Source organism: Idiomarina sp. PL1-037, assembly GCF_034422975.1.
Taxonomy (GTDB): Bacteria; Pseudomonadota; Gammaproteobacteria; order Enterobacterales; family Alteromonadaceae; genus Idiomarina.
Map to the genome: position 1 here is coordinate 1,963,146 of NZ_CP139873.1, position 25,668 is coordinate 1,988,813.

The following is a 25,668-nucleotide window of genomic DNA, read 5'->3' on the forward strand; positions in this document are numbered from 1 at the left end:
TTAAATATAGGGTATTACTATGATTAAGAAACAAGGATTAGCAATAATTTGTGGAATAGCGGCTCTACTTTTTGGAGCCTCTTTTGACGCCTCAGCTCAAGGAAATCCTGAATCAGGTCAGCAATTATCAACAAAAGGTGATGGTAGCGGTGCTCCCTGCATGGCATGTCACGGGCCTAATGGCGAAGGTAATGCAGCCGGTGCATTCCCATACATTGCCGGAATGAATGAGCAATACCTATACCGACAGTTAAGAGCTTACCAGACGGGTGATCGAAAAAATGCGGTCATGTCCATGAATATAGACAACTTCGATGACCAACAACTGCAGGATATCGCAGCTTATTACGCGAGTCTGGATAAACCAGCGAGCACCGCAAGTAATGCTAATGCCGAGCTTTTGGAGCAAGGCGAGAGTTTGGTCAATATTGGCAACTGGGATGAATACATCCCCCCGTGCAGCAGTTGCCATGGTCCTAATAACCAAGGCGTTGATGAAAACTTTCCGGGCATAGCGGGTCAGCATGCCAGCTACATCAAGCAACAAATTAATGGCTGGAAAAACGGCGACCGTAAAACGGATAAAGTTCAGCTTATGGAAGCTGTGGCGAAGCGGCTAAACGATGAACAAATCGAAGCGGTTTCAGCTTATCTTGCTTCAATACCAGCTGCAGAATAGGAGTTCAACTATGGATACTTCACTAAAAGTAACTTTATCTTTAATTGGAATTTCTATTGCCGGCCTTGCTATCGCGCAGTCACAGTCACCGGGCGAGGTAAAATTACCTGATTTCGACGAAGGGAAATATGTTCATAAAGCACCGACACTAAGCGATATTGAGAACGACCCAAACCTTCATAGAGAACTTCGGAAAGTTATTCTAAAAGGTCGCGACATGTTCATGAATACACAGCAATATCGCGGTAAGTATGTATTTAATGATATGGACTGTAAGTCGTGTCACATGGGGGAAGGTCGTAAGCCCTGGGCGGGTCCGGTTTGGCCTGCAGCAACCACGCTGCCTGACTTTCGCGGTAAAAACCAACATGTTAACTCGCTGGAAGAACGTATCGCCGGCTGCTTTTCCTTTTCTATGAATGGTAAGCCGCCTGAGTATGGCAGTGACGACATGCTGGCGATGGTTGCCTATCATCAGTACATGGCTAAAGGCGCAAAAGTATACGATAGCAATATTGCCGGACGAGGTTTTAACCACTTAGGAAAGCAAATGCCTGAGGATATTAGCTTCGATGCAGGTAAAAAAGTCTATGAGGAAAACTGTGCGGTCTGTCACGGCCAAAATGGCCAAGGCAAAACAGTCGACGGTGATGTTGTTTTCCCATCTTTATGGGGCGACGGTTCATATAACTGGGGCGCAGGTATGACTCGAGTATTTACCGCAGCGTCATTTATTCAGAACAATATGCCATTAGGCCAACCTGGCCGCTTAAGTCATAAAGAAGCCTGGAATGTCGCGTATTTCATCAACGCACACGAACGTCCACAGGACCCTCGTTACACAGGCGATATACAAGAGACCAGAGAAAAATATAAGAATTTTTATCAATGGTCTTTATACGGACAAGAGATAAACGGAAAAGTCTTGGGTGACCATGACAACACCGGTGAGAAACCTTTCTTAAAACCGGAGATCCTTAAGTCTCGTTCATTTGACTAAACGAACAGTATTCAAACGCGTGAGGTAAAGTTAACCCTGGAATTAACTTAATAGGAGAACTGCGGTAGGCTGTATTTAAAAGCCTATTGCGGAGATCCTTCATGAAAACAGTCGGCGTTATTGGTGGTATGAGCTGGGAATCAACCAGTACTTATTATAAGCGTTTGAACCAGCTAGTGAATGAACGACTTGGTGGTCTGCACAGCGCAGAGCTCCTGCTTGCCAGCGTTGACTTTGCGCCTATTGAAAAAATGCAAAGTCAGGGCGACTGGGACGCAGCGGCGCGGGCTCTTATCGGTAAGGCCAGACAACTTGAGTCCGCGGGTGCCGAATGCATTGTTATAGCGACAAATACAATGCATAAAGTGGCTCCACAAGTGGAAGATGCCGTTAAACTGCCCTTACTGCACATTGTCGACGCTGTTGCGGACCATCTTAAACAAAACAACGTCAACCAGGCCGGGTTACTGGGTACACGTTTCACCATGCAGCAACCTTTTTATAAAGATCGTCTTGAGCAGCAAAACATTAAGGTGCTGATACCCGGGGAAAGTGACGGTAATACAGTCGACAGCATTATTTTTAAAGAACTGTGTCATGGCCAGTTTACTGATAATGCGCGCAAACAATACCTAAGAATTATTGAAGACCTGGCAGCGCAAGGGGCACAAAGCGTTATTTTAGGCTGCACTGAAATTGGTTTACTGGTTCAGCAGGAACATTCTGCCCTGCCACTTTTCGATACCACCGAACTTCATTGCCGCGCCATTGCAGACTGGATGCTAGATTAAAAAGCAGGAAGACAATGACCGATATAACAACCGACTTTTCCCGTTTCTTTGACAGAGCCTGCCAGCGTAAAGGCGGCGAAAGCGCTGTGCTCGCACGCATGCCCAAAATAACGCCTGTAAGCGAGCTGAAACAGCTGGATGACCGGGTCATTTTATCAACCATCACCCGTTGTATTTTCCGCGCCGGTTTTGTCTGGCGTATTATTGAAGCGAAGTGGCCGGGCTTTGAAGATGCCTTTAAAGGCTTTGTACCTCTCTACTGGCAACAAGTGCCACCAGAAGTCTTAGAAGAACTATCCAAAGATGAACGTATTGTCCGCAACCAGCAAAAGATAAATACCGTGCCCGCTAACGCACGCATGATTGTGGAAGTATCTGAAGAGTACGGCTGTTTTGGTCAGTTTCTGGCTCAATGGCCACCGAGCCAGCAAGCGGAGTTGCTGCATTATCTTAAAAAGAACGGTTCACGCTTAGGCGGCGTTACCCCACAGTATGTTTTGCGCGAGCTTGGCTGGGATGGTTTTATTCTTTCTAATGACGTTGTCACCGCGTTGACCAACTACAAGCTAATAGACGCTTCCCCCACCAGTCAAAAGGGACTGAAACAAGCCCAGAGCGCATTCAACCGCTGGCACGAACAAACCCAACTGCCTTACAGTCATTTGTCACGAATCCTGTCCTACAGCGTCGGCGATTAGACGTCGGTCAATCTTCAGATAGGTTAAATATAAACAAATTGAAGCACTTAGCTATTAAAGGTATATTGCCCGCTTTTCTCAACCAAGGAGCGATTTATGAGAAAAACTGTAATTGCATTGGCAATGCTGACCTTACCTGGCGCTGTTCTAGCTGAGACCCCTAACTGGAATAAAGTTGATGCGTCTTATCTTGATACCGATGTTGGCGTTGATGGAGCTGGTGATCTTTCTTTTGACGGATTTAGAGTCGGCGGTTCGGCCGCTATTAACCCGGATCTGGTCGTTTTAGATAACCTTTTCGTATTTTCAGATTTCGACTCTGTCTCCAATGATGACTCAGGTTTCGATTTAGATATCGACTTTCTGTCCGCAGGTATTGGCTCGTACAAACACTTAACGGAAACGACAGATTTATACGCGACGGCGTCTTTTGAGCGTGTTGAGAGAGACTCCTCAGTTCCAGGCCTGCCAGGATCGATTTCTGACAAAACCTGGGGTGTCGGTATTGGACTTCGTTCTATGCTGACTCCGAGCGTTGAAGTTGACGCGAAACTCGATTATGTAGCGTTTGACGAAGAACTTATTCGCTTTAACCTTTCCGCTTTCTATCACGTTACGAAAAACGTCTCTGTCGGTCTTGGCTATGAAACCCATAGAGAAGCTCAGGATCTGGATGTTGATAGCCTAAGCGCTACGGTCCGTTATTCATTTTAATTCGCTAAACTGTCCTTCCACCCTGCTGCTTAACGGCAGCGGGGTCAAATTTTCACTGGATCAATTACCGCCTGTCACCTATAAGTAGAAAAGTGCATAGTTATACGACAACGCGATATCGCAAGCCATTTTTTCAAACAACTCTGGGGATTTTGATGAGCTCAACCAAAAATACTCTGATATTAGGCATCTCGCTAATCATTAGCTTTATAGTTATTGGCATCATCGGCTCAAATGCCGTGCTTGAGCATAAATCGATGGAGCGTAGCGTGACCGTCAAGGGGTTGTCTGAACGCGAGTACCTCGCCGACACAATTATCTGGCCTATTCAATTTACCGCAGCCAGCAACGACTTATCAGAAATTTATGAAACCATGGAGACCTCCAATAAAAAGGTCATCGCCTTCTTACGGGAAAAAGGCATTGAGCAGGACGAAATATCCTCGTCAGCGCCTTCGATTACCGATAAATCGGCCCAACGTTACGGTTCATCTCAACCGGCAGAATTTCGTTATACCGCCACACAGGCCATTACGGTCTACTCCAATAAGGTTGAGCAGGTTCGCCGCGTTATGGGTGACCTTGCTGACTTGGGTAAGGAAGGTATTGTCCTCAGCAGCGACGATTATCAGGCGCAACCGGAATACTTGTTTACCCGGCTGAATGAAGTAAAGCCTGAAATGATAGAAGAGGCCACAAAAAAAGCCCGGGAAGTCGCAGAAAAATTCGCTACAGACTCAAACTCTCAACTGGGAAAAATCAAACAGGCGCGTCAGGGGCAGTTTAGTATCAGTGCTCGCGACCGACACAATCCTCACCTGAAAAATGTGCGGGTTGTATCCACCATAGAATATTACTTGTCCGATTGATTTATTCGTTTCACAATGCGGCTAACTCTGTGCCAAAAGGCTTTTTAGATAATGAAACGAACTTTGCAGTATCTGTTTAAAGGGTTAGCCATTTTACTGCCCATTGTTGTGACCTTTGCGTTACTGCAATGGCTGTTAGTTACCATCGAAACCTGGCTTAAACCAATATGGATAACCTTACTGGGGAAATCTTCATATTTTCCGGGGCTCGCCTTTATCAGCTTTTTAGGTATAGCCCTGCTTATTGGTTTTAGCTCCCGCTGGAATTTCATTGATTCTCTCTGGCAACTTCCCGGAAAGCTCATCAACCGGCTACCACTGCTGCGCAGTCTTTACGGTACCATTAACGATATCTTTGAAATGATGTCAGGCAAAAACTTCGCTGAAGAATCTGTTGTATTAGTCACACTGCCTGGCAGCAAACTGCGGCTTATTGGTATTGTCACCAAGAAAAGCGGTATTAAGGGTGACCGCCTGTCGGAATTGATGGAAGGCGACCAGGTGGCGGTATTTTTGCCCATGAGTTATAACGTCGGCGGCTATATGGTCATTGTGCCGGCGGATTGTATTGAGTCACTGACTATGAAACCTGCCGATGCCCTGCAGCTGACAATAAGTGGTGGTCTGGGCAAAAATCATTCTGGCAAAATAGATTAAAAATTGCAGTTGAAATCAGCGCGCGTGCTGGTAAAGTTCGCGCTATGAAACTATCTGAACCCTGCCCTTGCGGCTTCGATAAAACCTATCAAAATTGTTGCTATCCATATCATAATGGAGAATCGCTTGCGTCATCACCTGAAGCCTTAATGCGTTCACGGTACAGTGCCTTTGTCGGACGCTTAGCAGGCTACTTAGAAGCGACATGGCATAGCAGCTACCGCCCCGCATTTCTCGATTTAAGCGACTCACCAAACTGGCTTAAACTGCAAGTTATTTCCTCCAGCGTAGATCAGAATAAAGGACAGGTGCATTTCCGCGCATTTTATCGTAACGGGGATGATATTGCTTTTATGGAAGAAAAATCTGATTTTATTTTCGAAGACGGTAAGTGGTATTACTTAACCGGCCAGACAAGTTAAGACAGTCGCTGTTCAGTTTTATCTTATCAATGAGGTAATAGGCCAACCGAGTAACGCTGGAGTAGCCAGCCCCAAAGTCAGCCAGATATTTGACGAGCTTCGAAATAAAATCGGGCTGAGAGAGAACGTTAAACCTTAAAAATCAACTACCTTTACTATGGTTATTCTATATTAATCAGATGCTGTCGATAAAAGCGCCAATGTCTGGACTTTATTAAATACCAAGCACAAATAAACCAACTAAAAACAATTGCGGCTCGTCCAAATGAAAAAGCACCATGCTGTTCAATGAATAACCAGGAAATAAGTATCGCATCAAAAACCAAAGAAAGTAATAACAGAGGTTGCGCAAAACGCATTAATCTATTTGCCCAGTTAGGTTTGTCTTCGCCGACAAAGGTGGTTGCCAGCAAAACAATTAAAGCAGGCAGCCCTATCAGCAGCATCAGGCCAAATTGCTCTGAACTGGTGTAGAAGAGTTTCAATAATCGAGTTCGGTCTTCAGAAAAGGTCAGAGATATGATGGCGGCGACATAACCACGCATTTCAAATAGAAGTACCAGCAGGAGCGAGAGCGGGATACTCGCCCGGCCCTCTTTATCCAGGTATCGTGCTCTCTCTACCAATCGCTGCCCGGCGCTTGTCGCCTCGCTGCCAGATTTTTTCATGGAAATAGTAACCTACTGTATTCACTAAAGGTTCAATCAGAGCAATGGCACCACCAAGCACCACGTCGCCTGTCATTAACCAGACTACGCCAAAGGCGATGGTAAAATGCATGATACCAAATGATGCTGTTTTTACTGCGTCTTTCATAACAATCTCCCACTTCGACTTTTACTAATTATTGCCGATTAGGATTATTGCAGCTAATTGATAAAAGCGATAACCCTGTTCGTTGCAGGGTATTTACTTTTAAACCGCTCGTTTAAGCTGTTCGCGCAGTTCAGCAACTTCATCGCGCAGTTTACCCGCTTGTTCAAACTCAAGGTTCTGCGCCGCTTTATACATCTCTTTCTCTTTGGCATCGATTTCTTTCATAACGGCTTTCGCGTCTTTAACCACTACCGTGCGGGCATCGTAACCGGAGGCCACTTCAGCCAGCGCTTTTTCAGCCTTACTCTGACGTGCTTTGGCTGAGCCCTGTCCCAAGTCCATTACGTCAGTGATGTCTTTATTCAGCCCTTGTGGGGTAATACCGTGCTCTTTGTTGTAAGCAATTTGCTTCTCGCGGCGACGGTCAGTTTCATCCATCGCGCGTTGCATTGAGCCGGTAATACGGTCAGCGTATAAAATAGCCCGGCCGTTAACATTACGTGCGGCACGACCAATCGTCTGAATTAACGAGCGATCGGAACGCAGGAAGCCTTCTTTATCGGCATCTAATATCGCGACCAGCGATACTTCCGGCATATCCAGACCTTCCCGCAGCAAGTTAATACCCACCAACACATCAAACTTACCCAGACGCAAGTCACGGATAATTTCCATACGTTCAACGGTGTCAATGTCCGAGTGCAAGTAACGCACTTTTATGCCATGTTCATCCAGATAATCGGCTAAATCTTCCGACATCTTTTTGGTCAACGTTGTCGCTAAAACCCGCTCGCCGACCTCTGTCCGCAAGCGTATTTCAGACATTAAATCATCCACCTGGGTGGCAACCGGACGCACTTCTATCTGCGGGTCAATCAACCCTGTCGGCCTGACAACCTGCTCAACCACTTCATTACCACTGCGCTCTAATTCATACTTGCCGGGTGTCGCTGACACATATAGGGTTTGTGGCGCTATAGCCTCAAACTCATCAAATTTAAGCGGCCGGTTATCCAGCGCTGACGGTAAACGGAAACCGTATTCCACCAGGTTTTCTTTACGCGATCGGTCACCTTTATACATAGCACCAACCTGCGAGACAGTAACGTGCGACTCATCAATAATCAGCAGTGCCTCATCAGGTAAATAGTCCATTAAGGTTGGCGGCGGCTCGCCCGGTGCACGACCGGATAAATAACGTGAGTAGTTTTCAATGCCCGAGCAATAACCAAGCTCCAGCATCATTTCAATATCAAACTGAGTCCGTTGATTAATCCGCTGCTCTTCTATGAGTTTATTTTGCTTAAGCAGAATATCGCGACGATCTTTCAGCTCATCTTTTATCTTTTCAATGGCTTTGACCAGCACTTCTCGCGGCGTGACATAATGCGTTTTCGGATAAATTGTGGCGCGCGCAACGTCTTTTTCCGTAACCTGTCCGGTTAAAGGCTCGAAAAAGCTAATGCGATCTACTTCGCTGTCAAACAGCTCCAGGCGCACCGCTATTTCTTCTGACTCGGCCGGAAATATATCAATCACATCGCCACGCACCCGATAAGTACCGCGCTCGAACGCTGCGTCGTTTCGCTTATACTGCAACTGAGCCAAACGCCGCAGAACATCACGTTGATCGATAATGTCACCACGACGTAAATGCAGCATCATTTTCATGTAAGACTCAGGGTCACCCAGACCGTAAATAGCCGATACCGAGGCAACCAGAACCACGTCACGGCGTTCCATCAGAGCCTTGGTAGCTGACAAACGCATTTGCTCTATGTGGTCGTTAATTGAGGCGTCTTTCTCAATGAACGTATCGGTTGTCGGCACGTAAGCTTCGGGCTGATAGTAGTCATAGTAAGAGACAAAATATTCTACCGCGTTATTGGGGAAATACTCTTTCATCTCACCATAAAGCTGAGCCGCCAGGGTTTTATTGTGTGCCAGTATTAACGTAGGACGCTGCGAGCGTTCAATTACGTTCGCCATGGTAAAGGTTTTACCTGAACCTGTTACGCCCAAAAGCACCTGATGCGCCAAACCGGCGTCCAGATTATCGAGCAGCGACTCAATGGCTTTGGGCTGGTCACCCGCCGGCTTGTATTTAGAAACCAGTTCAAATTTTTTAGCCACGTTCTCTCCTCAACTCGCGTGAAAACCACCAATACGCAATAACAGCGGTAAACAGATTAGCGACCACACCGCCAATGAATAAACCAGTTAAATCAGCGAGTACACTCCCCAAATAAGAGAGCGGTACGAATAAAACAAATAAGCGAATGATACTTAACCACAACGCGTTCATTGGCCGGTGCACAGCATTAAAGCTGGAATTGGTCAGTATAATAATACCCTGCAACCCGTAACCCAAAGGCATGATATAAATAAAGAGCTTAACAATGTCGGCAACCGCTTGCTCTTCAGCAAATACCTGAGCTATCCAGTGTGCGGTTACCAGCATCAGTAAATAAATGACCGCCTGAATGGCCAACACCGCTTTTAACGCTGTCCGGTAGGCTTCTTTCACCCGATCAATACGATCTGCACCGTAATTCTGACTAATTAATGGCGGCAGTGACATAGACAACGCCAGTATAATGACGCTGGCCAGTGACTCCAGTCGGGAACCGACACCGAACGCTGCTACGGCCGGTGCACCATAAGATGCGACAATAGCAGTCATCACTGACATAGCTAATGGTGTCAGCATATTGGCGCTGGCTGCCGGCATACCTATTTTTAAAATACCTCTGGCGGACTTTATCCAGGCATCAATAAACAATCTGCCGCCCGGCGGTTTTGAAGACACCAGTTTATTCCGGCGCAACAACCAGAAGACTAAAAAAACACCGCTGAACCAAGAGATGACACTCGCCAGTGCTGCGCCCTGGATCCCCATGGCAGGAATAGGCCCCAGCCCAAAAATTAAAATAGGATCAAAAATCGCGTTAGCTAAGCCGCCGGAAGCCATAATAAGCGATGGTGTTCGTGTGTCACCGGCGGCTCGCAGAACCGCATTCCCAACCATAGGCGTAACCAACATCACGCAGCCCAGATACCAGAGCGTCATATACTCCCGTATCAACGGCATTAGCCGTTCCTGTGCCTGCAATAAACTGAAAACCGGGTCCATCAGCAGATAGCCAAAGAGTGCCAACGCAGCAACTAATATGGCGGATACGGAGAGCGCAGAAAAACCGTCAAAATGAGCCTCTTCCGGCCTGTCTGAGCCGTATTTACGGGCAATGACGGCAGAAGTGCCTATACCTAAACCTATGGCCAGGCTTATAACGGTGAAAGTAACGGGAAAGGTAAAGCTGACAGCCGCAAGAGGGTCTGTTCCGAGCATACTGATAAAGAAGGTATCGACAACATTGAAACTAATTAGAGTGGCCACACCGAAAATAACCGGCCAGGTCATTTCCCAGAGTTTTTGTCCTACCGGCGCGCTGATAAGACTTCTTGATGCGTCGGCAGCTGCCATTCAATCCCTCCTCAGTTCGATAGCCGAATAGTGTACATGAGACTGCGCTTTGTGGCTACGGAGAATAGACTTTAGCCATTGCTATCCGTATAGTAATGGGCATTTCACCCCTTGCGAAAAACAGGATCTGAACGTGGATTATCAACTCTCTGATCGTATCAATGCGATTCAACCATCGCCGACTCTGGCGGTTACTCAAAAAGCCAATGAATTACGCCAACAAGGCAAAGATGTTATTGGTCTGGGCGTCGGCGAGCCAGATTTTGATACACCGGATTTTATTAAAGAAGCAGCTATTCAGGCGATTCGCGATGGTAAAACAAAATACACTGCGGTCGATGGCATCGACGAGCTAAAAGATGCGGTCATTAAAAAGCTGGAACGCGACAATAACCTAAGCTACGAGCGCAAAGAAATTATTGTCTCTGCCGGCGGCAAACACAGCATTTTTAATTTGCTCAGTGCCTGGTTAAACCCGGGTGATGAAGTCATTATTCCCGCGCCTTATTGGGTTTCTTATCCGGATATGACCAAACTGGTTGGTGCAAAGCCCGTTATTGTTAAAGCTGGCATTGATCAACGCTTTAAGATCACACCAGAACAACTGCGCGAAGCCTTGACCGATAAAACCCGGTTAATGTTTATTAATAGTCCGTCTAACCCAGCGGGAACTGCCTACACGGCTGACGAACTGAAAGCTCTGGCTGAAGTATTACGTGACTATCCAAAAGTACTTATCGCCACTGACGATATGTATGAACATATCCTCTGGAGTGACTCCGCCTTTGCTAACTTCCCTATGGTGGCTCCGGATCTTAAAGATCGCACCGTTATTCTGACCGGAGTATCCAAAGCTTATGCAATGACAGGCTGGCGCATCGGTTATGCTGCCGGACCTAAACCTATTATTGCAGCCATGAAAAAAATGCAGTCACAAAGCACTTCAAACCCAACCAGCATCAGTCAGTATGCGGCGGCGGCAGCATTAAATGGTGACCAGAGCTGCATTGATACCATGGTAAGTGCATTTAAAGAGCGTCACGACTACCTGGTAGACGCCTTAAATAGCATCGACGGCGTTAACTGTGTGCCCGGTGACGGCACCTTCTACGCGTTCGCACAGGTTGACGAACTAATGGCTAAAGCTAAGGTCAGCAGTGACGTTGAACTTTGCGAAAAACTGCTCACCGAAGCAAACGTAGCCTTAGTGCCAGGCTCGGCTTTCGGTACCGATGGGTATTGCCGTCTGTCCTTTGCGACCAGCATGGATGTATTAAAAGAAGCGGTTAAGAGAATTAAAGACTTCTCAGAAAGTTTATAAAATACACGTTTTGGCGCCATTTTCCTGAATGAGCGCCAAAACCCTATTAATTGAACAGTCATTCCAGCTTAAATCACGCCAATATTGCCCTTTTCTATTTTTATGGTTTTATTACAAATTACTAAAAGCCCATCTCAAATAAAGTCAATTAGATCCTGATCAATTTAATTAAAGTCAAGCCCGATCAACCTATTTTCAGAAAGATTTTTTGGCGCGTTTTTTAGTCAAATTCACTAAGAAATACACAAGTTGCTGATTCTTCAGGCATTGGTTGGTGACGGAATCATCAACATGAGTGTTTATTCATCAAAATAACGTAACATATTGTATTTTATAGTAATTAAATTACTGCGTTATTTTTTAACCAGACCTGAAAATGCCTCAAAACCCGCACCACTCTTACAACTTAACAGAGTTAGACACAAGGTTATCCACAGATTCCGTGGATAAGATCATGTAGCCGTTATCTACTGGGACATTCAGATATCTGTGGATAATGAGATCGGCTATAGACATAGAACTTATGTTATAGCCAAATATTTTTCACTCACTTGACATTGTCATCAATAACGATTGGCGCCTGTTTTAGCGCTGATATGATTAAAAACGCTATTTTGCTGACTTTTTCGACAACCAGACCTTTTTCCTTTAAAAACCTTCGTAGAATAGTTGACACCCCTGCGTATGAGCTTTAATATTCGCAGCCGTTGAATGTTGTTCCCCAGTAGCTCAGTTGGTTAGAGCGGTGGACTGTTAATCCATGTGTCGTTGGTTCGAATCCAACCTGGGGAGCCAAGCAACATCCAACTTTTTCAATTCCCCAGTAGCTCAGTTGGTTAGAGCGGTGGACTGTTAATCCATGTGTCGTTGGTTCGAATCCAACCTGGGGAGCCACATTTAGAGAGAACCGCCTATACGGCGGTTTTTTCGTTTCTGGACCACAACCCTTCACTCAGTTCTGCAACAGGCTGCTGAGCGCCCTTAGATATCCACTGCGCTAGTTCATCTGCAACATTAGGCCAATATAGCCGTTGCGGATTACGTTGGGTTAACCAGCTATCAATTGATACACTGTCGATTCGCTTAAGGACATGCGCCAACCCCTGCTCCTGCAATATCTGCGCATTCCATTTTTGCTCAAACTGACCGGTTAAAGGTTTTACTGCAAGCGCTTTGCCCTGGCTCAGAGCCTCACAACTGGTTTCAAACCCGGCATTAGACAAAATAGCCGACGCCTTATTGAAGTGAGCGGCAAACTCCGCTCTCGAAGGTGGATAACACTCAATATGACCTAAAGACTCGCGCTTAGCCAAAGGGTGAAAAAAAGAAAACTCGTAATTATCTAAAGGCTGCAATTGCTCAATCACATGCCGAGGATCTTCAAAGGGTAAATACACAACCACACGTTGCATTAAGCCACCACAGTTATTTTCTTCATGCCTGACCACGGGGGGTATCGCATTTCCGGTTGAAAGCCAGTGCATACCGACAGGCTCTGAACAGGGCGCAAATGACGATATCAGCTTTTTCTGCCACCAGGACAAGCGCCGGAACAATTCAGGCTCCTGAAACGCATACTGACGACCCAAGCCAATACAGCGCACTCCGGCTTTCTTAGCCGCCCAGGCGGTTACGGGCTCATAATCGGTGATCACTAAGTCGTAATTTTTTACCGGTAACTTTTTTACATCGTTCCAAAACTGACTCCAGTCATTGTTCAGCAACGTCTTACGTCTTCGTAACCGCCCTTTTTCAGTGACAAAAGACAAACCCTGCTGCCACTGATAATCGCCGAAAACCTCCATATCGAATAGATTCGCAACATCACGCCCCGATATCAGGTAATCAATATCAATATTATATTTTGCAAGAGACTTAGCCATGGTGTGACAGCGGCTCAGATGGCCGTTCCCGGTTCCCTGTATACCATAAAGAATTTTCATATAACGAACTCCGATACGATAATAGCCAGCGAAGCGCCAGCAACGATATCGCTGGGGTAATGGACGCCAACCACAACTCGGGAGGCACCAATGGCAGCAGCCCAGCCAAAGCAGACTAAGCCGAGATTTGGGTAATACTGATAAGTTACTGTAGAAAACAGCACCGCCGCTGCGGTATGGCCGGAAGGAAAACTGAATTTATCACTGGCGACCACCAAAGCGGCAAAGGATAAATTTAACTCACTGGGGCGCTGGCGCCGAAAACTGTTTTTCATTATCCAGTAAATCGGTAGCTCAAGTGCAAAGGCAAGTAACAGGTGGGCAAAATAGTCGTCGCCGGATTCGTCCATAAGCCAGGCCATTAGCGCAATAACCAAATAACCGTAACCGTCACCACTGCGCGACGTCAGCAGTGCAATTTGTCCGGGCAAATCCTTAGCCCGCAAGCCAGAAAACAAACAATAACAATAGCGATCAAAGCGTTGCAAATAACTGATGAGTACCATGTGGTTAAAAACCCATTTTGGCTTCAGTTGTAGTTACCTTGCCAAGCCTTTATGACACTAAATAAGCAGTTTCGTGAAGAAAGTATGACAATGCACAAATTTTCTCCAAAACCCACACCTTCTGTCTGTTGTTTATGGCGGCCAAAACACCGATAATATGCGGTCTTAAATAACCACAGTATCCGGAAAGGTAAATGACCGATTACTTACTGCTACTGATAGGCACCGTGCTGGTTAATAACTTTGTACTGGTGAAGTTCCTGGGCTTATGCCCCTTTATGGGCGTTTCCGGCAAGCTGGACACAGCAATAGGCATGTCAGCAGCAACTACCTTTGTGCTGACCCTGGCCTCAGTCTGTAGCTACCTGGTTAATCAATACCTTCTTGAGCCGCTCGACCTAATGTCGCTGCAAACGCTCAGTTTTATCCTGGTTATTGCTGTGGTCGTACAATTTACAGAAATGGTGGTACACAAAACCAGTCCGACGCTGTATCGATTATTGGGAATTTTCCTGCCACTTATTACCACCAACTGCGCTGTATTGGGTGTGGCTTTGCTTAACGTCAACGAACAACACAACTTTGTGCAGTCCATTGTTTATGGTTTAGGAGCAGCTATTGGTTTCTCGCTGGTACTCATTTTATTCTCAGCTCTGCGTGAGCGCTTAGCGGCCGCCGACGTGCCGGTAGCGTTTAAAGGTTCAGCTATTGCGATGGTAACCGCAGGGCTTATGTCTCTTGCCTTTATGGGCTTTAGCGGATTGGTGAGCGCTTAATGAGTTTATTCGGAGCAGTTATCGCGCTGGGCATATTAGCGCTGATATTCGGAGTGATTCTTGGCTTTGCCGCGGTTAAGTTCCGCGTCGAAAGCGATCCTATTGTCGACCAAATTGATGAAATTCTGCCACAAACGCAATGTGGTCAGTGCGGTTATCCCGGTTGCCGACCTTATGCACAAGCCATTGCCGACGGCGACGACATTAACAAATGCCCACCGGGCGGCGAAGCGACCATAAAGCAGTTAGCCGATTTAATGGGCGTAGAAGCTAAACCGCTGGATGATGCTCATGGTGAGGAAGACGTTAAAAAAGTCGCGGTTATCCGCGAAGACGAATGCATTGGTTGTACCAAGTGTATTCAAGCCTGCCCGGTCGATGCCATTTTAGGTGCAGCGAAACAAATGCACACGGTTATCGAACATGAATGTACCGGCTGCGATCTTTGTGTTGAACCTTGCCCGGTCGACTGTATCGACATGGTGAAAGTAAAAGCAAAACCCGAAACCTGGCAATGGGATTTGGACACAGTGAAAGAAAACATAAAAGCCAACAGTATTCCGGTTAAGGTGGTGGAATGAGCGACCTGCAGGCAAACAAACATGACTTTAGCGCCAATGTGATAGGCCACTTCCCGGGCGGCGTTCATCCTCCTGAGCGTAAGCAGCCGGCCAGCAGCCAGCCCATTCGCAAACTTAAGTTACCGCAAGAGCTGATTTTGCCGGTGCGCCAGCACATTGGGCCTTCCGGTAAGGTTTTGGTTAAGGTCGGCGAGCGCGTTGATAAAGGTCAGCGTTTAACTGAAGCCGGATTAAGCCAGGGGCTTCCTCTGCACGCTCCAACGTCCGGCACCATTGCCGCCATTGAAGAGCGCCCTACCGCACATGCATCGGGCTTGCCGGAACAGGCTATTGTCATTCACCCGGACGGCGAAGACCGCTGGGGCAATAAGCACGCACTGCCCGATTATCGTGACGTTGAAATTTCACGCTTGCTGGAACTGGTTCAAGAAGCAGGTATTGCAGGTTTAGGTGGTGCAGGTTTCCCTACCGCTCAAAAGCTGGCACAACAAAAGCCTCTGAAACACCTTATTATAAACGGTGTTGAGTGCGAACCCTACATTGCCGCAGACGATCGCTTAATGCAGGAGCACGCTGATGACATTATTGCCGGCATTAGCATTTTACAGTACATCACCCGTTGCGACTCGGTTCTGCTTGCTATTGAAGATAATAAGCCTGAGGCCATAAAGGCCATCGCAGAAGCCATTGGCGACAACCCGCAAATACAGCTTAAGATAGTGCCCACCAAATACCCTTCGGGTGGGGAAAAACAACTGATTGAGCTGCTCACAGGGCATCAGGTACCCAGTGGCAAGTTGCCAATGGATATCGGTTTATTGATGCAAAACGTCGGCACAGCTTATGCCGTCAAGCGCGCCATTATTCATGGTGAGCCATTGTTAGAGCGCGTGGTTACGCTGACCGGTGAGTCTCTTAAACAGCGGGGAAACGTGTGGGCCTTATTAGGAACACCAATTCAGCATTTGCTGGATGAGTCAGATTTTACCCCGGAGAAAAAGCAACGCATTATTATGGGCGGGCCAATGATGGGCTTCACCCTGCCCATTACAGAAGTGCCAGTCATAAAAACCACTAACTGTGTTCTGGCACCTACGGAGAAGGAACTGCCCTCTCCCAGACCTGAACTGGCCTGTATTCGATGCGGCGCCTGTGCCGACGCCTGCCCGGCAACATTGCAGCCGCAGCAGTTGCAATGGTTGGCCAAAGCCAAAGACTACGAGTCGCTGGAAAAACACAACTTGTTCGACTGCATTGAATGCGGTGCCTGCGCTTATGTCTGCCCCAGCGAAATTCCACTGGTGCACTACTACCGTAAGGCCAAAGCCGAAGTGCGTAATATTGCCCGTGAAAAAGCCAAAGCGGAACAAGCTCGTAAACGTTTCGAAGCAAGGCAGGAACGGCTGGAGCGTGAAAAAGAAGAACGCTTAGAGCGTCACAGAAAAGCCGCCGAAGAGCGCAAAAAAATGCAGCAGGAAATGCAACAAGAAGCGCAGCAGAAAAACAGTGACGAACCGGGAAATAAAGCGGAAGAAGGCACTGAGAAACCGACCGGTAAATCAGCGGCAGTTGCAGCCGCTATTGCCCGCGCTAAAGCTAAAAAGGCCGCTCAGGCTGCTAAAGAAAGCCCGGAAGAAAGCAACTCAGCCAAAGGAAATGAGTCATGAGTTTCAGAATTGCATCGTCCCCCCATGGGCATAACCAGCGCAGCACCAGCGAGATGATGCGCTGGGTTTGTTATGCACTGGTTCCCGGCGTACTGCTGCACAGTTACTTTTTTGGTTCCGGTATCTGGTTTCAAATTCTTCTGGCCGTAGTGACTGCAATTACCGCTGAGATGGCCTGCACCGTAGCCCGGGAGCGTCCGGCATTTTCAGCCTTGCGCGACAATACGGCCATAGTCACTGCGGTTTTACTGGCAATTAGCATTCCTTCATTAGCGCCCTGGTGGATCATCGTTATAGGGACGTTATTCGCCATTGTCGTGGTCAAACATGTTTATGGCGGCATGGGACAAAACTTATTTAACCCGGCTATGGCCGGATACGTGCTTCTGTTGGTGTCGTTTCCGGTACAAATGACCAACTGGTTACCCGTTTCAGCCATTAGTGAGCATTCGCTTAATTTATGGCAAACGTTGCACACTATATTGTTTGAATACACGCCTGCAGGCTATAGCGTTGAACAGCTGCGCTCGGGTATCGATGGCGTCACCATGGCAACCCCTCTCGACAGTATAAAAACCGGACTGACTCAGGGTTATACACTGACTGAAATTTATCAGCGCCCAGAATTCAGTTACTTTGCCGGTGCCGGCTGGCAGTGGATAAACCTGGGCTTTTTCGTCGGTGGTTTGCTCTTAATTCAGCAACGCATTATCAGCTGGCACATTCCACTCGGCTTTCTTGGTGGTCTTTGCATACCCGCGTTTATCGCGCATATTTTCGCACCCGACCTGATGCCCGGGCCTATCGTTCACGCCTTAAGCGGAGCAACAATGTTAGGTGCCTTCTTTATTGCCACCGACCCAGTATCTGCCGCCACCTCGAATCGTGGACGGGTTATATTTGGCTTGCTTATTGGCTTCATAATTTTTGTTATTCGCAGTTGGGGCGGCTATCCCGATGCGGTCGCCTTTGCCGTGTTACTTGCCAATATGTGCGTACCGCTTATAGACCGTTACACGCGGCCTGTTGTTTACGGACACGGAGACTGATATGACGCTGAACAGTATGCAAAAAAACGGTTTATTGTTGGCGGCATTCGCAGTTGTTGCCACGTCTCTGGTTATTGGTGTGCAGGTGCTGACCGAAGACAAAATTGCCATGCAGCAGCAACGGCAGGTATTGCGCACGTTGAATCAGTTGATACCACCAACCATGCACGACAACGACTTGTATCAGTCCTGTCGTTTACTGGAGAACCCTGCATTAGGCAGCAGCAAGCCGCAACCCTTATACCGCGCCTGGGTTAATGAAGAGCCAACCGCGCTGGCAGCGGAAATCATTGCACCCGACGGCTACTCCGGTGCTATTCGTTTATTAGTGGCCATTAAACCCAGCGGTGAAGTCCTGGGCGTAAGAACTCTGCGCCATCAGGAAACCCCCGGTTTAGGCGACAAAATTGAAGTTGAAAAAAGCGACTGGATAAAAAGCTTTGCTGAGAAGCAAGTTCGCGGCGCAGACGATGACCGCTGGGCGGTGCAACGCGACGGCGGCATGTTTGATCAGTTTACCGGCGCCACCATTACGCCTCGCGCCGTGGTTTCGGCAGTAAAACGTGCGACTTTAGAACTTCAACAACAGGCTGACGTTTTATTTAATGCCGACTTACCTCACTGTCAGGAGGTTCAGGAATGAATGAATACAAACACTTAACCAAGCAAGGCTTATGGGACAACAACCCGGCGTTAGTGCAGCTATTAGGCTTATGCCCTTTATTAGCGGTTACCGCTTCGGTTACCAATGCGCTGGGTCTTGGGCTGGCCACCTTGTTCGTTCTGGTTGGCTCTAACATTACCGTGTCTCTGGTACGCGAATTTGTACCATCAGAAATTCGTATTCCGGTATTTGTTATGGTTATCGCCACTTTTGTCACCATTATTCAATTACTGATGAACGCCTACGTATTTCAGCTGTACCAGTCGCTGGGTATCTTCATTCCGCTCATTGTCACCAACTGCGCCATTATTGGCCGTGCAGAAGCTTACGCCTCGAAAAACCCATGGCAACGCGCCGCCTTCGACGGACTGGCAATGGGCGCAGGCTTTGCCTTAGTGCTCGTGGTATTGGGCGCAATGCGCGAAATTATCGGTAACGGCACGCTGTTTAATGGCGCAGAACTTTTGTTAGGTGACTGGGCCGCACAATTGCGAATTGAGCTATTCACGGTGAATTACCCATTATTGCTGGCGATACTGCCCCCCGGAGCCTTTATTGGTATGGGCTTTATTATTGCGTTGAAAAATAAAATAGATTCAGTACGTAGCGCCCGCGCCGAGAAGAAAACGGTTACCCGCGCACGGGTTACTGCCTGAGAAACATAACAACAAATGACTTATTATGAATAAAACCAAGCGTTACGAAATTTTAAGCCGGCTACGGGACAACAACCCAAACCCAACCACGGAACTGGAATATGACTCACCTTTTCAGTTATTGATTGCGGTATTGTTATCCGCACAGGCTACCGACGTTGGGGTTAATAAAGCCACTCGTAAACTCTTTCCTGTAGCACCCACCGCAAAAACAATGCTGGCTCTAGGTGTAGATGGCATAAAAGAATACATAAAAACCATCGGCCTGTTTAATTCCAAAGCCGAGAACGCATACAAAACCTGCAAAATTCTGGTTGAAGAATATGACGGCGAAGTCCCGGAAGACAGAGCGGCACTGGAAGCCCTGCCCGGTGTTGGTCGTAAAACTGCAAACGTGGTGTTAAATACCGCCTTCGGCTGGCCGACTATTGCCGTAGACACGCACATATTCCGCGTGTCTAACCGCACTAAACTGGCACCGGGGAAAAACGTCAAAGAAGTAGAAGAAAAGCTGATAAAGGTGGTGCCGGCCGAGTTTAAAGTCGATGTGCACCACTGGTTAATTCTGCATGGCCGTTACACCTGCATAGCCCGCAAGCCACGGTGTGGTTCCTGTGTCATTGAAGATTTGTGCGAGTTTAAAGAAAAAACCAGCGATTGAACTTATTAGAGCTCAATCGACGACGGTTTTGTCAGCTGTACAATGACGCGGCGGTTAATCTGGCGATTAATCTCATTCTCATTGGATTTAACCGGCCGATCTTCCCCGTGAGCGACCGTTTTAATCCGCTCCGCGTCTATGCCCCGCTCAACAAAAAACTGCTGAATTTCTTTCGCGCGTTGTTCGGTTAATTCCTGGTTAGGCCCGCGCGCACCAAGCGAATCGGTATACGCATCTACCAAAACCAGTTCCAGTTCATTATCCACCTGGAGATAGTCGCTAATCTGTTTAAGCTTTCGTTGCGAAGCCATCGTCAGTTTTTCGCTGTCGGCTTCATGGTTCAGCACCGTGTATGCAATATCGTCAAAACTAAACGGCAATAACGCATTTACACAGCTCATGAAGTCATCATAAGTGCGACGAAAGTTCACCGACGACAAAGACACTGCCACCTGATCACGGTTGTTGTACCAATCATCATAAAAAAACGTAGGATACCGCCCTTTATCCAGCTCGCTTAACAAGGTCCATGCAAGCTGCTTTCGTAACTCACCGTCAAATTGCTTGTACAGCTGCATACTGCCAATGCGGTAACTGGACTCACCCGGCTGCCAGCGCGGCGGCACCGACTCAATAGCAGAAACACCATAGCTGTCCGGTAATTTCCGCATCTCCATTTTCATGCGCAAATTCAGATCTTTGCTCGCTTCACTTTGAAACCTCACCTTACCGTAGCGAGGAATTTCATGTTCCATTTCGCAGGCTAGGCGATTCTTTTCACTGATCTGCCAGGCGGAGTTATCCAGGTTTGCACTGTAGTGCCTGACTGAGTTTGCTTGTGCCTGCCCGCTTAATAGCAGCAGCGAGGCTGAAACAGCAGTCAACATCGGCCAGTTTTTCATAAGCGCCCCTGATTTATTTCTAATACGTCTGTTATCGGCACGCATTGCGGTTGCTTTAGTATTTCTGCAAGCAGAACGCCGTTATCTTTGGCATAATAGCGTTATGTTTTATTCACTACGGAAATTCTATGTCAGACAGCTCTAACTCGCTTATGAAACAACGTTTTCGCGGCTACATGCCGGTAGTCGTCGATGTCGAAACAGCGGGATTTAACGCAAAAACCGATGCGTTACTGGAAATAGCTGCAGTCTTGCTGGATTTCGATGACGACGGAATACTAAAGCCGGTCGATTCGGTTCATTACCACGTAAAGCCCTTCGAAGGCGCCAACATTGAACAGGCAGCTATCGACTTTAACGGCATTGATCCGCACTGCCCCTTGCGCGGCGCCGTAGAGGAAGGTGAAGCTCTGCGTGAGCTTTTCAAGCCTATACGAAAAGCACAGAAGGCCGCAGGTTGTCAGCGTAGTGTTTTAGTAGGGCATAACTCAAACTTTGATCACGGCTTTGTCATGGCCGCCGCTGAGCGTGCCAATTTAAAACGTAACCCATTTCACCCTTTTGTCAGTTTTGATACCACGTCGCTTGCAGCAATGACTTTAGGACAAACTGTACTGATTAAAGCCTGCCAGGCAGCCGGTATTGAATTTGACAGCAAACAAGCACACTCAGCCTTATATGACACCGAACGCACCGCAGAGCTCTATTGCTGGATGATTAACCGCTGGAAGGAATTGGGTGGCTGGCCGCCGGAATCACGTCAGGATAAAAGTTAACTGTACACAAGAAATTCAGACATAAAAAAAAGCCGCTCAAACGAGCGGCTTTCTCAGTTCAGTAAACGCTTACAGTTTGTCAGCGTTTTTAGATAAGTAAGAAGCTACGCCTTCTGCGTTTTCTTTCATGCCTTCTTTACCTTCTTCCCAGCCTGCTGGGCAAACTTCACCGTGCTTCTCGTGGAAGTTCAGTGCGTCAACCATACGTAGCATCTCGTCGATGTTACGGCCTAATGGCAAGTCGTTAACGACCTGGTGACGAACCATGCCTTCTTCATCAATTAAGAATGAACCACGGAACGCAACACCAGCTTGTGGGTGTTCAACGTCGTACGCTTTACAAATGCTGTGACGAACGTCAGCAACCAACGGGTATTTCACCTGACCAATACCACCAGCGTCGGTTGACGTATTACGCCATGCGCTGTGAGTAAACTGAGAGTCAATCGATACACCGATGACTTCTACGCCACGCTTTTTGAATTCGTCTAATCGTTTATCAAATGCAATTAGCTCTGAAGGACATACAAAAGTGAAGTCCAACGGGTAGAAGAAAATAACTGCTTTTTTGCCTTTGATGGCATCTGACAGTTTGAAATTTTCAACAATTTCACCTGAACCTAATACTGCTGCTGCAGTAAAATCAGGTGCCTTACGACCTACTAATACAGACATCGATTCTCTCCATTTAATGTTGAGTGTGTTAAATCTTCACCTGTAGTGATGGGGGTACCTCAATGAAAAAACAAGGTCACTCACGACATTCACTACAGACTGTCTACTATTTGCTTAAATTCTATTCAGCTGAAGGCTACTTATTCCGCTGAAGGCTCTTTATTCAGCTGAAGGCTCCGGATGACGCTCTGCAACTTCAGAAACCAGTTCTTGCAACTCGCCGTTCTGGAACATTTCCATAATAATATCACAACCGCCGACCAGTTCACCCTCAACCCAAAGCTGCGGGAAAGTTGGCCAGTTTGCGTATTTTGGCAGCTCTGCACGGATATCCGGATTTTGCAGGATATCGACGTAAGCAAACGCCTGCCCACAGCCCATCAAGGCTTGTGATGCCTGTGAAGAGAAACCACAGCTAGGCAACTTCGGAGAGCCTTTCATGTACAACAGGATTGGGTTTTCTTCGATTTGCTGCTTAATTCTGTCAACCGTTTCCATAACACCTCTGCTTAATATAATGGTTGATTAAAACACTCAGGTATTTTAACACAGCCTATAAAGTTTTGTCCTAAATTGGAAGATTTCCTTGAAAAGCAATCCAGTCAGCCCTATATATCGTAAGGTATAACAAGAAAGAACTTGCACAAGTTAACGTGCAGGTCGCACATTTGCACTCATAAAGAACGGAGAGAAAAAATTATGGCATTTGAACTACCGGCTCTTCCATACGAGAAAAACGCTCTGGCACCACATATTTCAGAAGAAACTCTGGAATACCATTATGGCAAGCATCACGCAACTTACGTGAGCAAACTGAACGACGCCGTTAAAGGTACCGATCTTGAGAGCAAGTCTCTGGAAGACATTATTAAGTCTGAAAAAGGCGGCCTGTTCAACAACGCTGCACAGGTATGGAACCACACTTTCTACTGGAACTGCCTAAGCCCGAACGGCGGTGGCGAACCAACAGGCGCGATTGCTGATGCAATTAACGCTAAATTCGGTTCTTTCGACAAATTCAAAGAAGAGTTCAACGCAAGCGCTGCCGGCAACTTCGGTTCTGGCTGGACATGGCTTGTGAAAAAATCTGACGGTTCTGTCGATTTACTGAACACTGACGACGCAGATACTCCTGTCGCTCACGACGGCGTAGAAGCTCTGCTGACCGTTGATGTTTGGGAACACGCCTACTACATCGACTACCGTAACTCTCGTCCTAACTACTTAGAAGCTTTCTGGAAGCTGGTAAACTGGGACTTCGTGAACAAGAACTTTGCGTAAAGCAAACTTGTGAATGACGATTAAAGGCGCCTCTTTTTTGGCGCCTTTTTAATAAAACCAACCAAAAAATAAAAACTAACAAATACCAACAAAGCCACACAGATTAATCTCTCGTCCCTCTAATACCGCCTTAACGTCAACATATTGCTCATATCTCCTCAACTTTCTAAATCTACAACCTCTTTCGGTTTCCATTAACCAACACTTAACTTTGTCGACAAAATTACGACTTTGGTCTCAATTTACCAATTATGGTGATTAGAACTATAGAAACTGTCGACACTATATGATTAATTACATACTACAAAGTTGATTGTGACGCTCTGAAAATAAGGCTGTGAACAATGAATAAACAACATCAAGAAAATATGACCCCCTCTTTAAGTATCAGTAACTATCAGGGAACTACGGAAATTCCGCTCAGCGAATTGACGATAGGCACTCATTTAACTCATATTGTCGACGCATACCCCGATCGTGAGGCGATTGTCGTAAAACACCAAGGTATTCGCTGGACTTACCGCCAATACTTACGTGAAATTGAACGTGTCGCTACCGGCTTACTGGCAATAGGAGTAAAACCAGGAGAGCGAGTCGGCATTTGGTCTCCAAACAATATTGAGTGGTCTTTAGTGCAAATGGCGACAGCTAAAATAGGTGCAATTATGGTGTGCGTTAACCCCGCTTACCGCCCTCATGAGTTAGAGTTCGCTATCAACAGCGTCGAAGTTAAATACCTCGTTGTTGCACAGCAGTTTAAAAGTTCGAATTACATTGAAATGCTTAATGAACTGGCTCCTGAACTTAAAAATCATGCTTCTGACACAACCCTAAACCGATTACCCTCGTTAAAGAAAGTCATTAGCATTGGAGAGAAAAGTCACCCCGGAATCTTGCCCTTTACGCAATTACAGGCACTTGGCAACGAACAGCATTATGCACAAATGCGCGAAATCGAAGCCTCGTTAAGTGCTTACGATCCAATTAATATTCAATTTACTTCAGGCACTACAGGCAATCCTAAGGGCGCAACCCTAAGCCACCGAAATATTCTGAATAATGGTCGGCTAGTGGCTCGTTCCATGCACTTAACTGAACAAGATCGTCTTTGCATCCCGGTACCTCTTTATCACTGCTTTGGCATGGTTCTGGGTAATTTGGCGTGCCTCGCATCTGGGGCTTGCGCCATATTTCCCGGACCATCATTTGAACCAACCACCACGCTTGAAACAGTAGAGCAGGAAAAGTGTACCGCTCTGCACGGTGTCCCCACTATGTTTATTGCTCAACTTGAGCATCCTGACTTTTATCGCTATGACCTCAGTAGTCTTCGCACAGGTGTTATGGCAGGCAGCACCTGCCCCGAAGAGCTGATGCGTAAAGTTCATAGTGACTTTCATATGCAGCAGGTGGTAATTGGATACGGCCAAACCGAATGTAGCCCCATAAACCATATTACCGATACTGACTCGCCCTTAGAGAAACAAGTAAAGACTGTCGGTCGCGCAATGCCACACACAGAAGTAAAAATTATTAACCATAACGGTGATATTGCCGCCGTTGGTGAAGCCGGAGAAATTTGTGCCCGGGGATATTGTGTTATGCAAGGATACTGGGGGGACGAAGAAAAAACCAGAAACACCATAGACTCTGAGGGCTGGCTGCACTCGGGTGATCTCGGTGAAATGGATGAGTCGGGTTATGTCACTATTGTCGGGCGTATAAAGGACCTTATTATTCGCGGTGGCGAGAATATTTATCCAAGAGAAATTGAAGAGGTTCTGTATTTACACGATGACGTTAGCGACGCTGCGGTTTTTGGAGTTCCAGACAAAAAGTTTGGCGAACAAGTCTGCTTATGGTTGAGAACAAAAGAGGGTCACAAAATAACAGAAGAAGAAATTCGTGCTTACTTAAAAGAACAGTTAGCCTATTTTAAAGTGCCTAAATACATTCGCATTGTCGATGAGTATCCCATGACCGTTACCGGAAAATTGCAAAAATTCAAAATGCGTAAGCAAATGACAGAAGAGCTGGACTAAAGATATAGATACCGGAGCAAGGAAGTTAACTGCATCAG

Annotated in this window: 28 protein-coding genes and 2 tRNA genes; 21 read left to right on the forward strand and 9 right to left on the reverse strand. The window is 46.9% G+C overall.

Annotated features, from left to right (window positions below; translation table 11 throughout):
- The first annotated feature begins 19 nt into the window (after positions 1-19).
- The 8 genes from U0358_RS09155 to U0358_RS09190 all read left to right on the forward strand — a co-directional run bounded on the left by U0358_RS09155 (position 20) and on the right by U0358_RS09190 (position 5,830).
- On the forward strand, positions 20-679 hold the full coding sequence (locus tag U0358_RS09155) for a c-type cytochrome (protein WP_322406074.1): 660 nt from the start codon (positions 20-22) through the stop codon (positions 677-679).
- Between the two features lie 10 nt (positions 680-689).
- Positions 690-1,679 carry a c-type cytochrome gene (locus U0358_RS09160; protein WP_322406075.1) on the forward strand — a complete coding sequence of 330 codons (990 nt, stop codon included), beginning with the start codon at positions 690-692 and terminating at the stop codon, positions 1,677-1,679.
- A gap of 101 nt (positions 1,680-1,780) precedes the next feature.
- Positions 1,781-2,470 carry an aspartate/glutamate racemase family protein gene (locus U0358_RS09165; RefSeq protein WP_322406076.1) on the forward strand — a complete coding sequence of 230 codons (690 nt, stop codon included), beginning with the start codon at positions 1,781-1,783 and terminating at the stop codon, positions 2,468-2,470.
- Between the two features lie 14 nt (positions 2,471-2,484).
- A complete protein-coding gene (locus tag U0358_RS09170) occupies positions 2,485-3,168 on the forward strand; it encodes a DNA-3-methyladenine glycosylase I (RefSeq protein ID WP_322406077.1) in 684 nt (227 codons plus the stop codon).
- A 96-nt stretch (positions 3,169-3,264) separates the two neighbouring features.
- Positions 3,265-3,882 (forward strand): outer membrane beta-barrel protein, encoded by a 618-nt coding sequence (locus tag U0358_RS09175; protein WP_322406078.1) that lies wholly within the window; start codon positions 3,265-3,267, stop codon positions 3,880-3,882.
- A 155-nt stretch (positions 3,883-4,037) separates the two neighbouring features.
- A complete protein-coding gene (locus tag U0358_RS09180; protein WP_317498797.1) occupies positions 4,038-4,751 on the forward strand; it encodes an SIMPL domain-containing protein in 714 nt (237 codons plus the stop codon).
- Between the two features lie 51 nt (positions 4,752-4,802).
- Entirely contained in the window at positions 4,803-5,408 is a 606-nt protein-coding gene (locus tag U0358_RS09185; protein ID WP_317498796.1) for a DUF502 domain-containing protein, read from the forward strand.
- Positions 5,409-5,452: 44 nt separating this feature from the next.
- Entirely contained in the window at positions 5,453-5,830 is a 378-nt protein-coding gene (locus U0358_RS09190; protein ID WP_322406079.1) for a YchJ family protein, read from the forward strand.
- Positions 5,831-5,991: 161 nt separating this feature from the next.
- Here U0358_RS09190 and U0358_RS09195 read toward each other — a convergent pair whose 3' ends face one another.
- From U0358_RS09195 to U0358_RS09210, 4 genes are all read right to left on the reverse strand, one after another.
- Positions 5,992-6,498: a DUF2919 family protein gene (locus tag U0358_RS09195; RefSeq protein ID WP_322406080.1), complete on the reverse strand. Its 507-nt coding sequence runs from the start codon at positions 6,496-6,498 to the stop codon at positions 5,992-5,994.
- Positions 6,428-6,646, reverse strand: a complete 219-nt coding sequence (locus tag U0358_RS09200) for a DUF2061 domain-containing protein (RefSeq protein ID WP_317498793.1) — start codon at positions 6,644-6,646, stop codon at positions 6,428-6,430. Before U0358_RS09200 ends, U0358_RS09195 begins: the two co-directional genes overlap by 71 nt.
- Before the next feature lie 99 nt (positions 6,647-6,745).
- A complete protein-coding gene (gene uvrB / locus U0358_RS09205) occupies positions 6,746-8,779 on the reverse strand; it encodes an excinuclease ABC subunit UvrB (RefSeq protein WP_322406081.1) in 2,034 nt (677 codons plus the stop codon).
- On the reverse strand, positions 8,772-10,130 hold the full coding sequence (locus U0358_RS09210) for an MATE family efflux transporter (protein ID WP_322406082.1): 1,359 nt from the start codon (positions 10,128-10,130) through the stop codon (positions 8,772-8,774). Before U0358_RS09210 ends, uvrB begins: the two co-directional genes overlap by 8 nt.
- 133 nt (positions 10,131-10,263) lie before the next feature.
- On the opposite strand from U0358_RS09210, the gene U0358_RS09215 reads away from it, so the two are divergent.
- The 3 genes from U0358_RS09215 to U0358_RS09225 all read left to right on the forward strand — a co-directional run bounded on the left by U0358_RS09215 (position 10,264) and on the right by U0358_RS09225 (position 12,345).
- Positions 10,264-11,451: a pyridoxal phosphate-dependent aminotransferase gene (locus U0358_RS09215; protein ID WP_322406083.1), complete on the forward strand. Its 1,188-nt coding sequence runs from the start codon at positions 10,264-10,266 to the stop codon at positions 11,449-11,451.
- Between the two features lie 718 nt (positions 11,452-12,169).
- Positions 12,170-12,246 (forward strand) — tRNA-Asn (locus tag U0358_RS09220).
- A 22-nt stretch (positions 12,247-12,268) separates the two neighbouring features.
- Positions 12,269-12,345: transfer RNA gene (locus U0358_RS09225), tRNA-Asn, on the forward strand.
- Between the two features lie 17 nt (positions 12,346-12,362).
- On the opposite strand, the gene U0358_RS09230 is transcribed toward U0358_RS09225, so the two are convergent.
- Positions 12,363-13,394 carry an MJ1255/VC2487 family glycosyltransferase gene (locus tag U0358_RS09230; RefSeq protein ID WP_322406084.1) on the reverse strand — a complete coding sequence of 344 codons (1,032 nt, stop codon included), beginning with the start codon at positions 13,392-13,394 and terminating at the stop codon, positions 12,363-12,365.
- Positions 13,391-13,900 carry a phosphatase PAP2 family protein gene (locus U0358_RS09235; RefSeq protein WP_317498829.1) on the reverse strand — a complete coding sequence of 170 codons (510 nt, stop codon included), beginning with the start codon at positions 13,898-13,900 and terminating at the stop codon, positions 13,391-13,393. Before U0358_RS09235 ends, U0358_RS09230 begins: the two co-directional genes overlap by 4 nt.
- 194 nt (positions 13,901-14,094) lie before the next feature.
- Here U0358_RS09235 and rsxA point away from each other — a divergent pair, with 194 nt between their 5' ends.
- Genes rsxA through nth form a run of 7 tightly spaced genes read left to right on the forward strand, consistent with a single transcriptional unit; the run spans position 14,095 to position 19,954 of the window.
- Positions 14,095-14,676 carry an electron transport complex subunit RsxA gene (rsxA, locus tag U0358_RS09240; RefSeq protein ID WP_322406085.1) on the forward strand — a complete coding sequence of 194 codons (582 nt, stop codon included), beginning with the start codon at positions 14,095-14,097 and terminating at the stop codon, positions 14,674-14,676.
- On the forward strand, positions 14,676-15,257 hold the full coding sequence (gene rsxB / locus U0358_RS09245; RefSeq protein WP_034821885.1) for an electron transport complex subunit RsxB: 582 nt from the start codon (positions 14,676-14,678) through the stop codon (positions 15,255-15,257). Before rsxA ends, rsxB begins: the two co-directional genes overlap by 1 nt.
- Positions 15,254-16,924 carry an electron transport complex subunit RsxC gene (gene rsxC / locus U0358_RS09250; RefSeq protein WP_322406086.1) on the forward strand — a complete coding sequence of 557 codons (1,671 nt, stop codon included), beginning with the start codon at positions 15,254-15,256 and terminating at the stop codon, positions 16,922-16,924. Before rsxB ends, rsxC begins: the two co-directional genes overlap by 4 nt.
- Positions 16,921-17,973 (forward strand): electron transport complex subunit RsxD, encoded by a 1,053-nt coding sequence (gene rsxD, locus U0358_RS09255; RefSeq protein WP_322406087.1) that lies wholly within the window; start codon positions 16,921-16,923, stop codon positions 17,971-17,973. Before rsxC ends, rsxD begins: the two co-directional genes overlap by 4 nt.
- A gap of 1 nt (position 17,974) precedes the next feature.
- Complete coding sequence (gene rsxG, locus U0358_RS09260; protein WP_322406088.1) at positions 17,975-18,616, forward strand: electron transport complex subunit RsxG; 642 nt, start codon at positions 17,975-17,977, stop codon at positions 18,614-18,616.
- Positions 18,613-19,293: an electron transport complex subunit E gene (locus tag U0358_RS09265; protein WP_317498825.1), complete on the forward strand. Its 681-nt coding sequence runs from the start codon at positions 18,613-18,615 to the stop codon at positions 19,291-19,293. Before rsxG ends, U0358_RS09265 begins: the two co-directional genes overlap by 4 nt.
- Positions 19,294-19,318: 25 nt before the next feature.
- Positions 19,319-19,954, forward strand: coding sequence for an endonuclease III (nth, locus tag U0358_RS09270; protein WP_322406089.1), 636 nt, complete (start codon positions 19,319-19,321; stop codon positions 19,952-19,954).
- 5 nt (positions 19,955-19,959) lie between these two features.
- Here the strand turns inward: nth and U0358_RS09275 are convergent, their stop codons facing one another.
- Positions 19,960-20,856 (reverse strand): OmpA family protein, encoded by an 897-nt coding sequence (locus tag U0358_RS09275; protein WP_317498823.1) that lies wholly within the window; start codon positions 20,854-20,856, stop codon positions 19,960-19,962.
- Positions 20,857-20,984: 128 nt separating this feature from the next.
- On the opposite strand from U0358_RS09275, the gene rnt reads away from it, so the two are divergent.
- Positions 20,985-21,632: a ribonuclease T gene (gene rnt / locus U0358_RS09280; protein WP_317498822.1), complete on the forward strand. Its 648-nt coding sequence runs from the start codon at positions 20,985-20,987 to the stop codon at positions 21,630-21,632.
- Between the two features lie 69 nt (positions 21,633-21,701).
- On the opposite strand, the gene U0358_RS09285 is transcribed toward rnt, so the two are convergent.
- Together U0358_RS09285 and U0358_RS09290 are read right to left on the reverse strand one after the other, a co-directional pair.
- On the reverse strand, positions 21,702-22,307 hold the full coding sequence (locus U0358_RS09285; protein ID WP_322406090.1) for a peroxiredoxin: 606 nt from the start codon (positions 22,305-22,307) through the stop codon (positions 21,702-21,704).
- 159 nt (positions 22,308-22,466) lie between these two features.
- Positions 22,467-22,805, reverse strand: a complete 339-nt coding sequence (locus U0358_RS09290; RefSeq protein WP_011235037.1) for a Grx4 family monothiol glutaredoxin — start codon at positions 22,803-22,805, stop codon at positions 22,467-22,469.
- Positions 22,806-23,006: 201 nt separating this feature from the next.
- Here U0358_RS09290 and U0358_RS09295 point away from each other — a divergent pair, with 201 nt between their 5' ends.
- Together U0358_RS09295 and U0358_RS09300 are read left to right on the forward strand one after the other, a co-directional pair.
- Complete coding sequence (locus tag U0358_RS09295; RefSeq protein ID WP_322406091.1) at positions 23,007-23,588, forward strand: superoxide dismutase; 582 nt, start codon at positions 23,007-23,009, stop codon at positions 23,586-23,588.
- Between the two features lie 344 nt (positions 23,589-23,932).
- Positions 23,933-25,630: an AMP-binding protein gene (locus U0358_RS09300; protein WP_322406092.1), complete on the forward strand. Its 1,698-nt coding sequence runs from the start codon at positions 23,933-23,935 to the stop codon at positions 25,628-25,630.
- Positions 25,631-25,668: the final 38 nt, after the last annotated feature.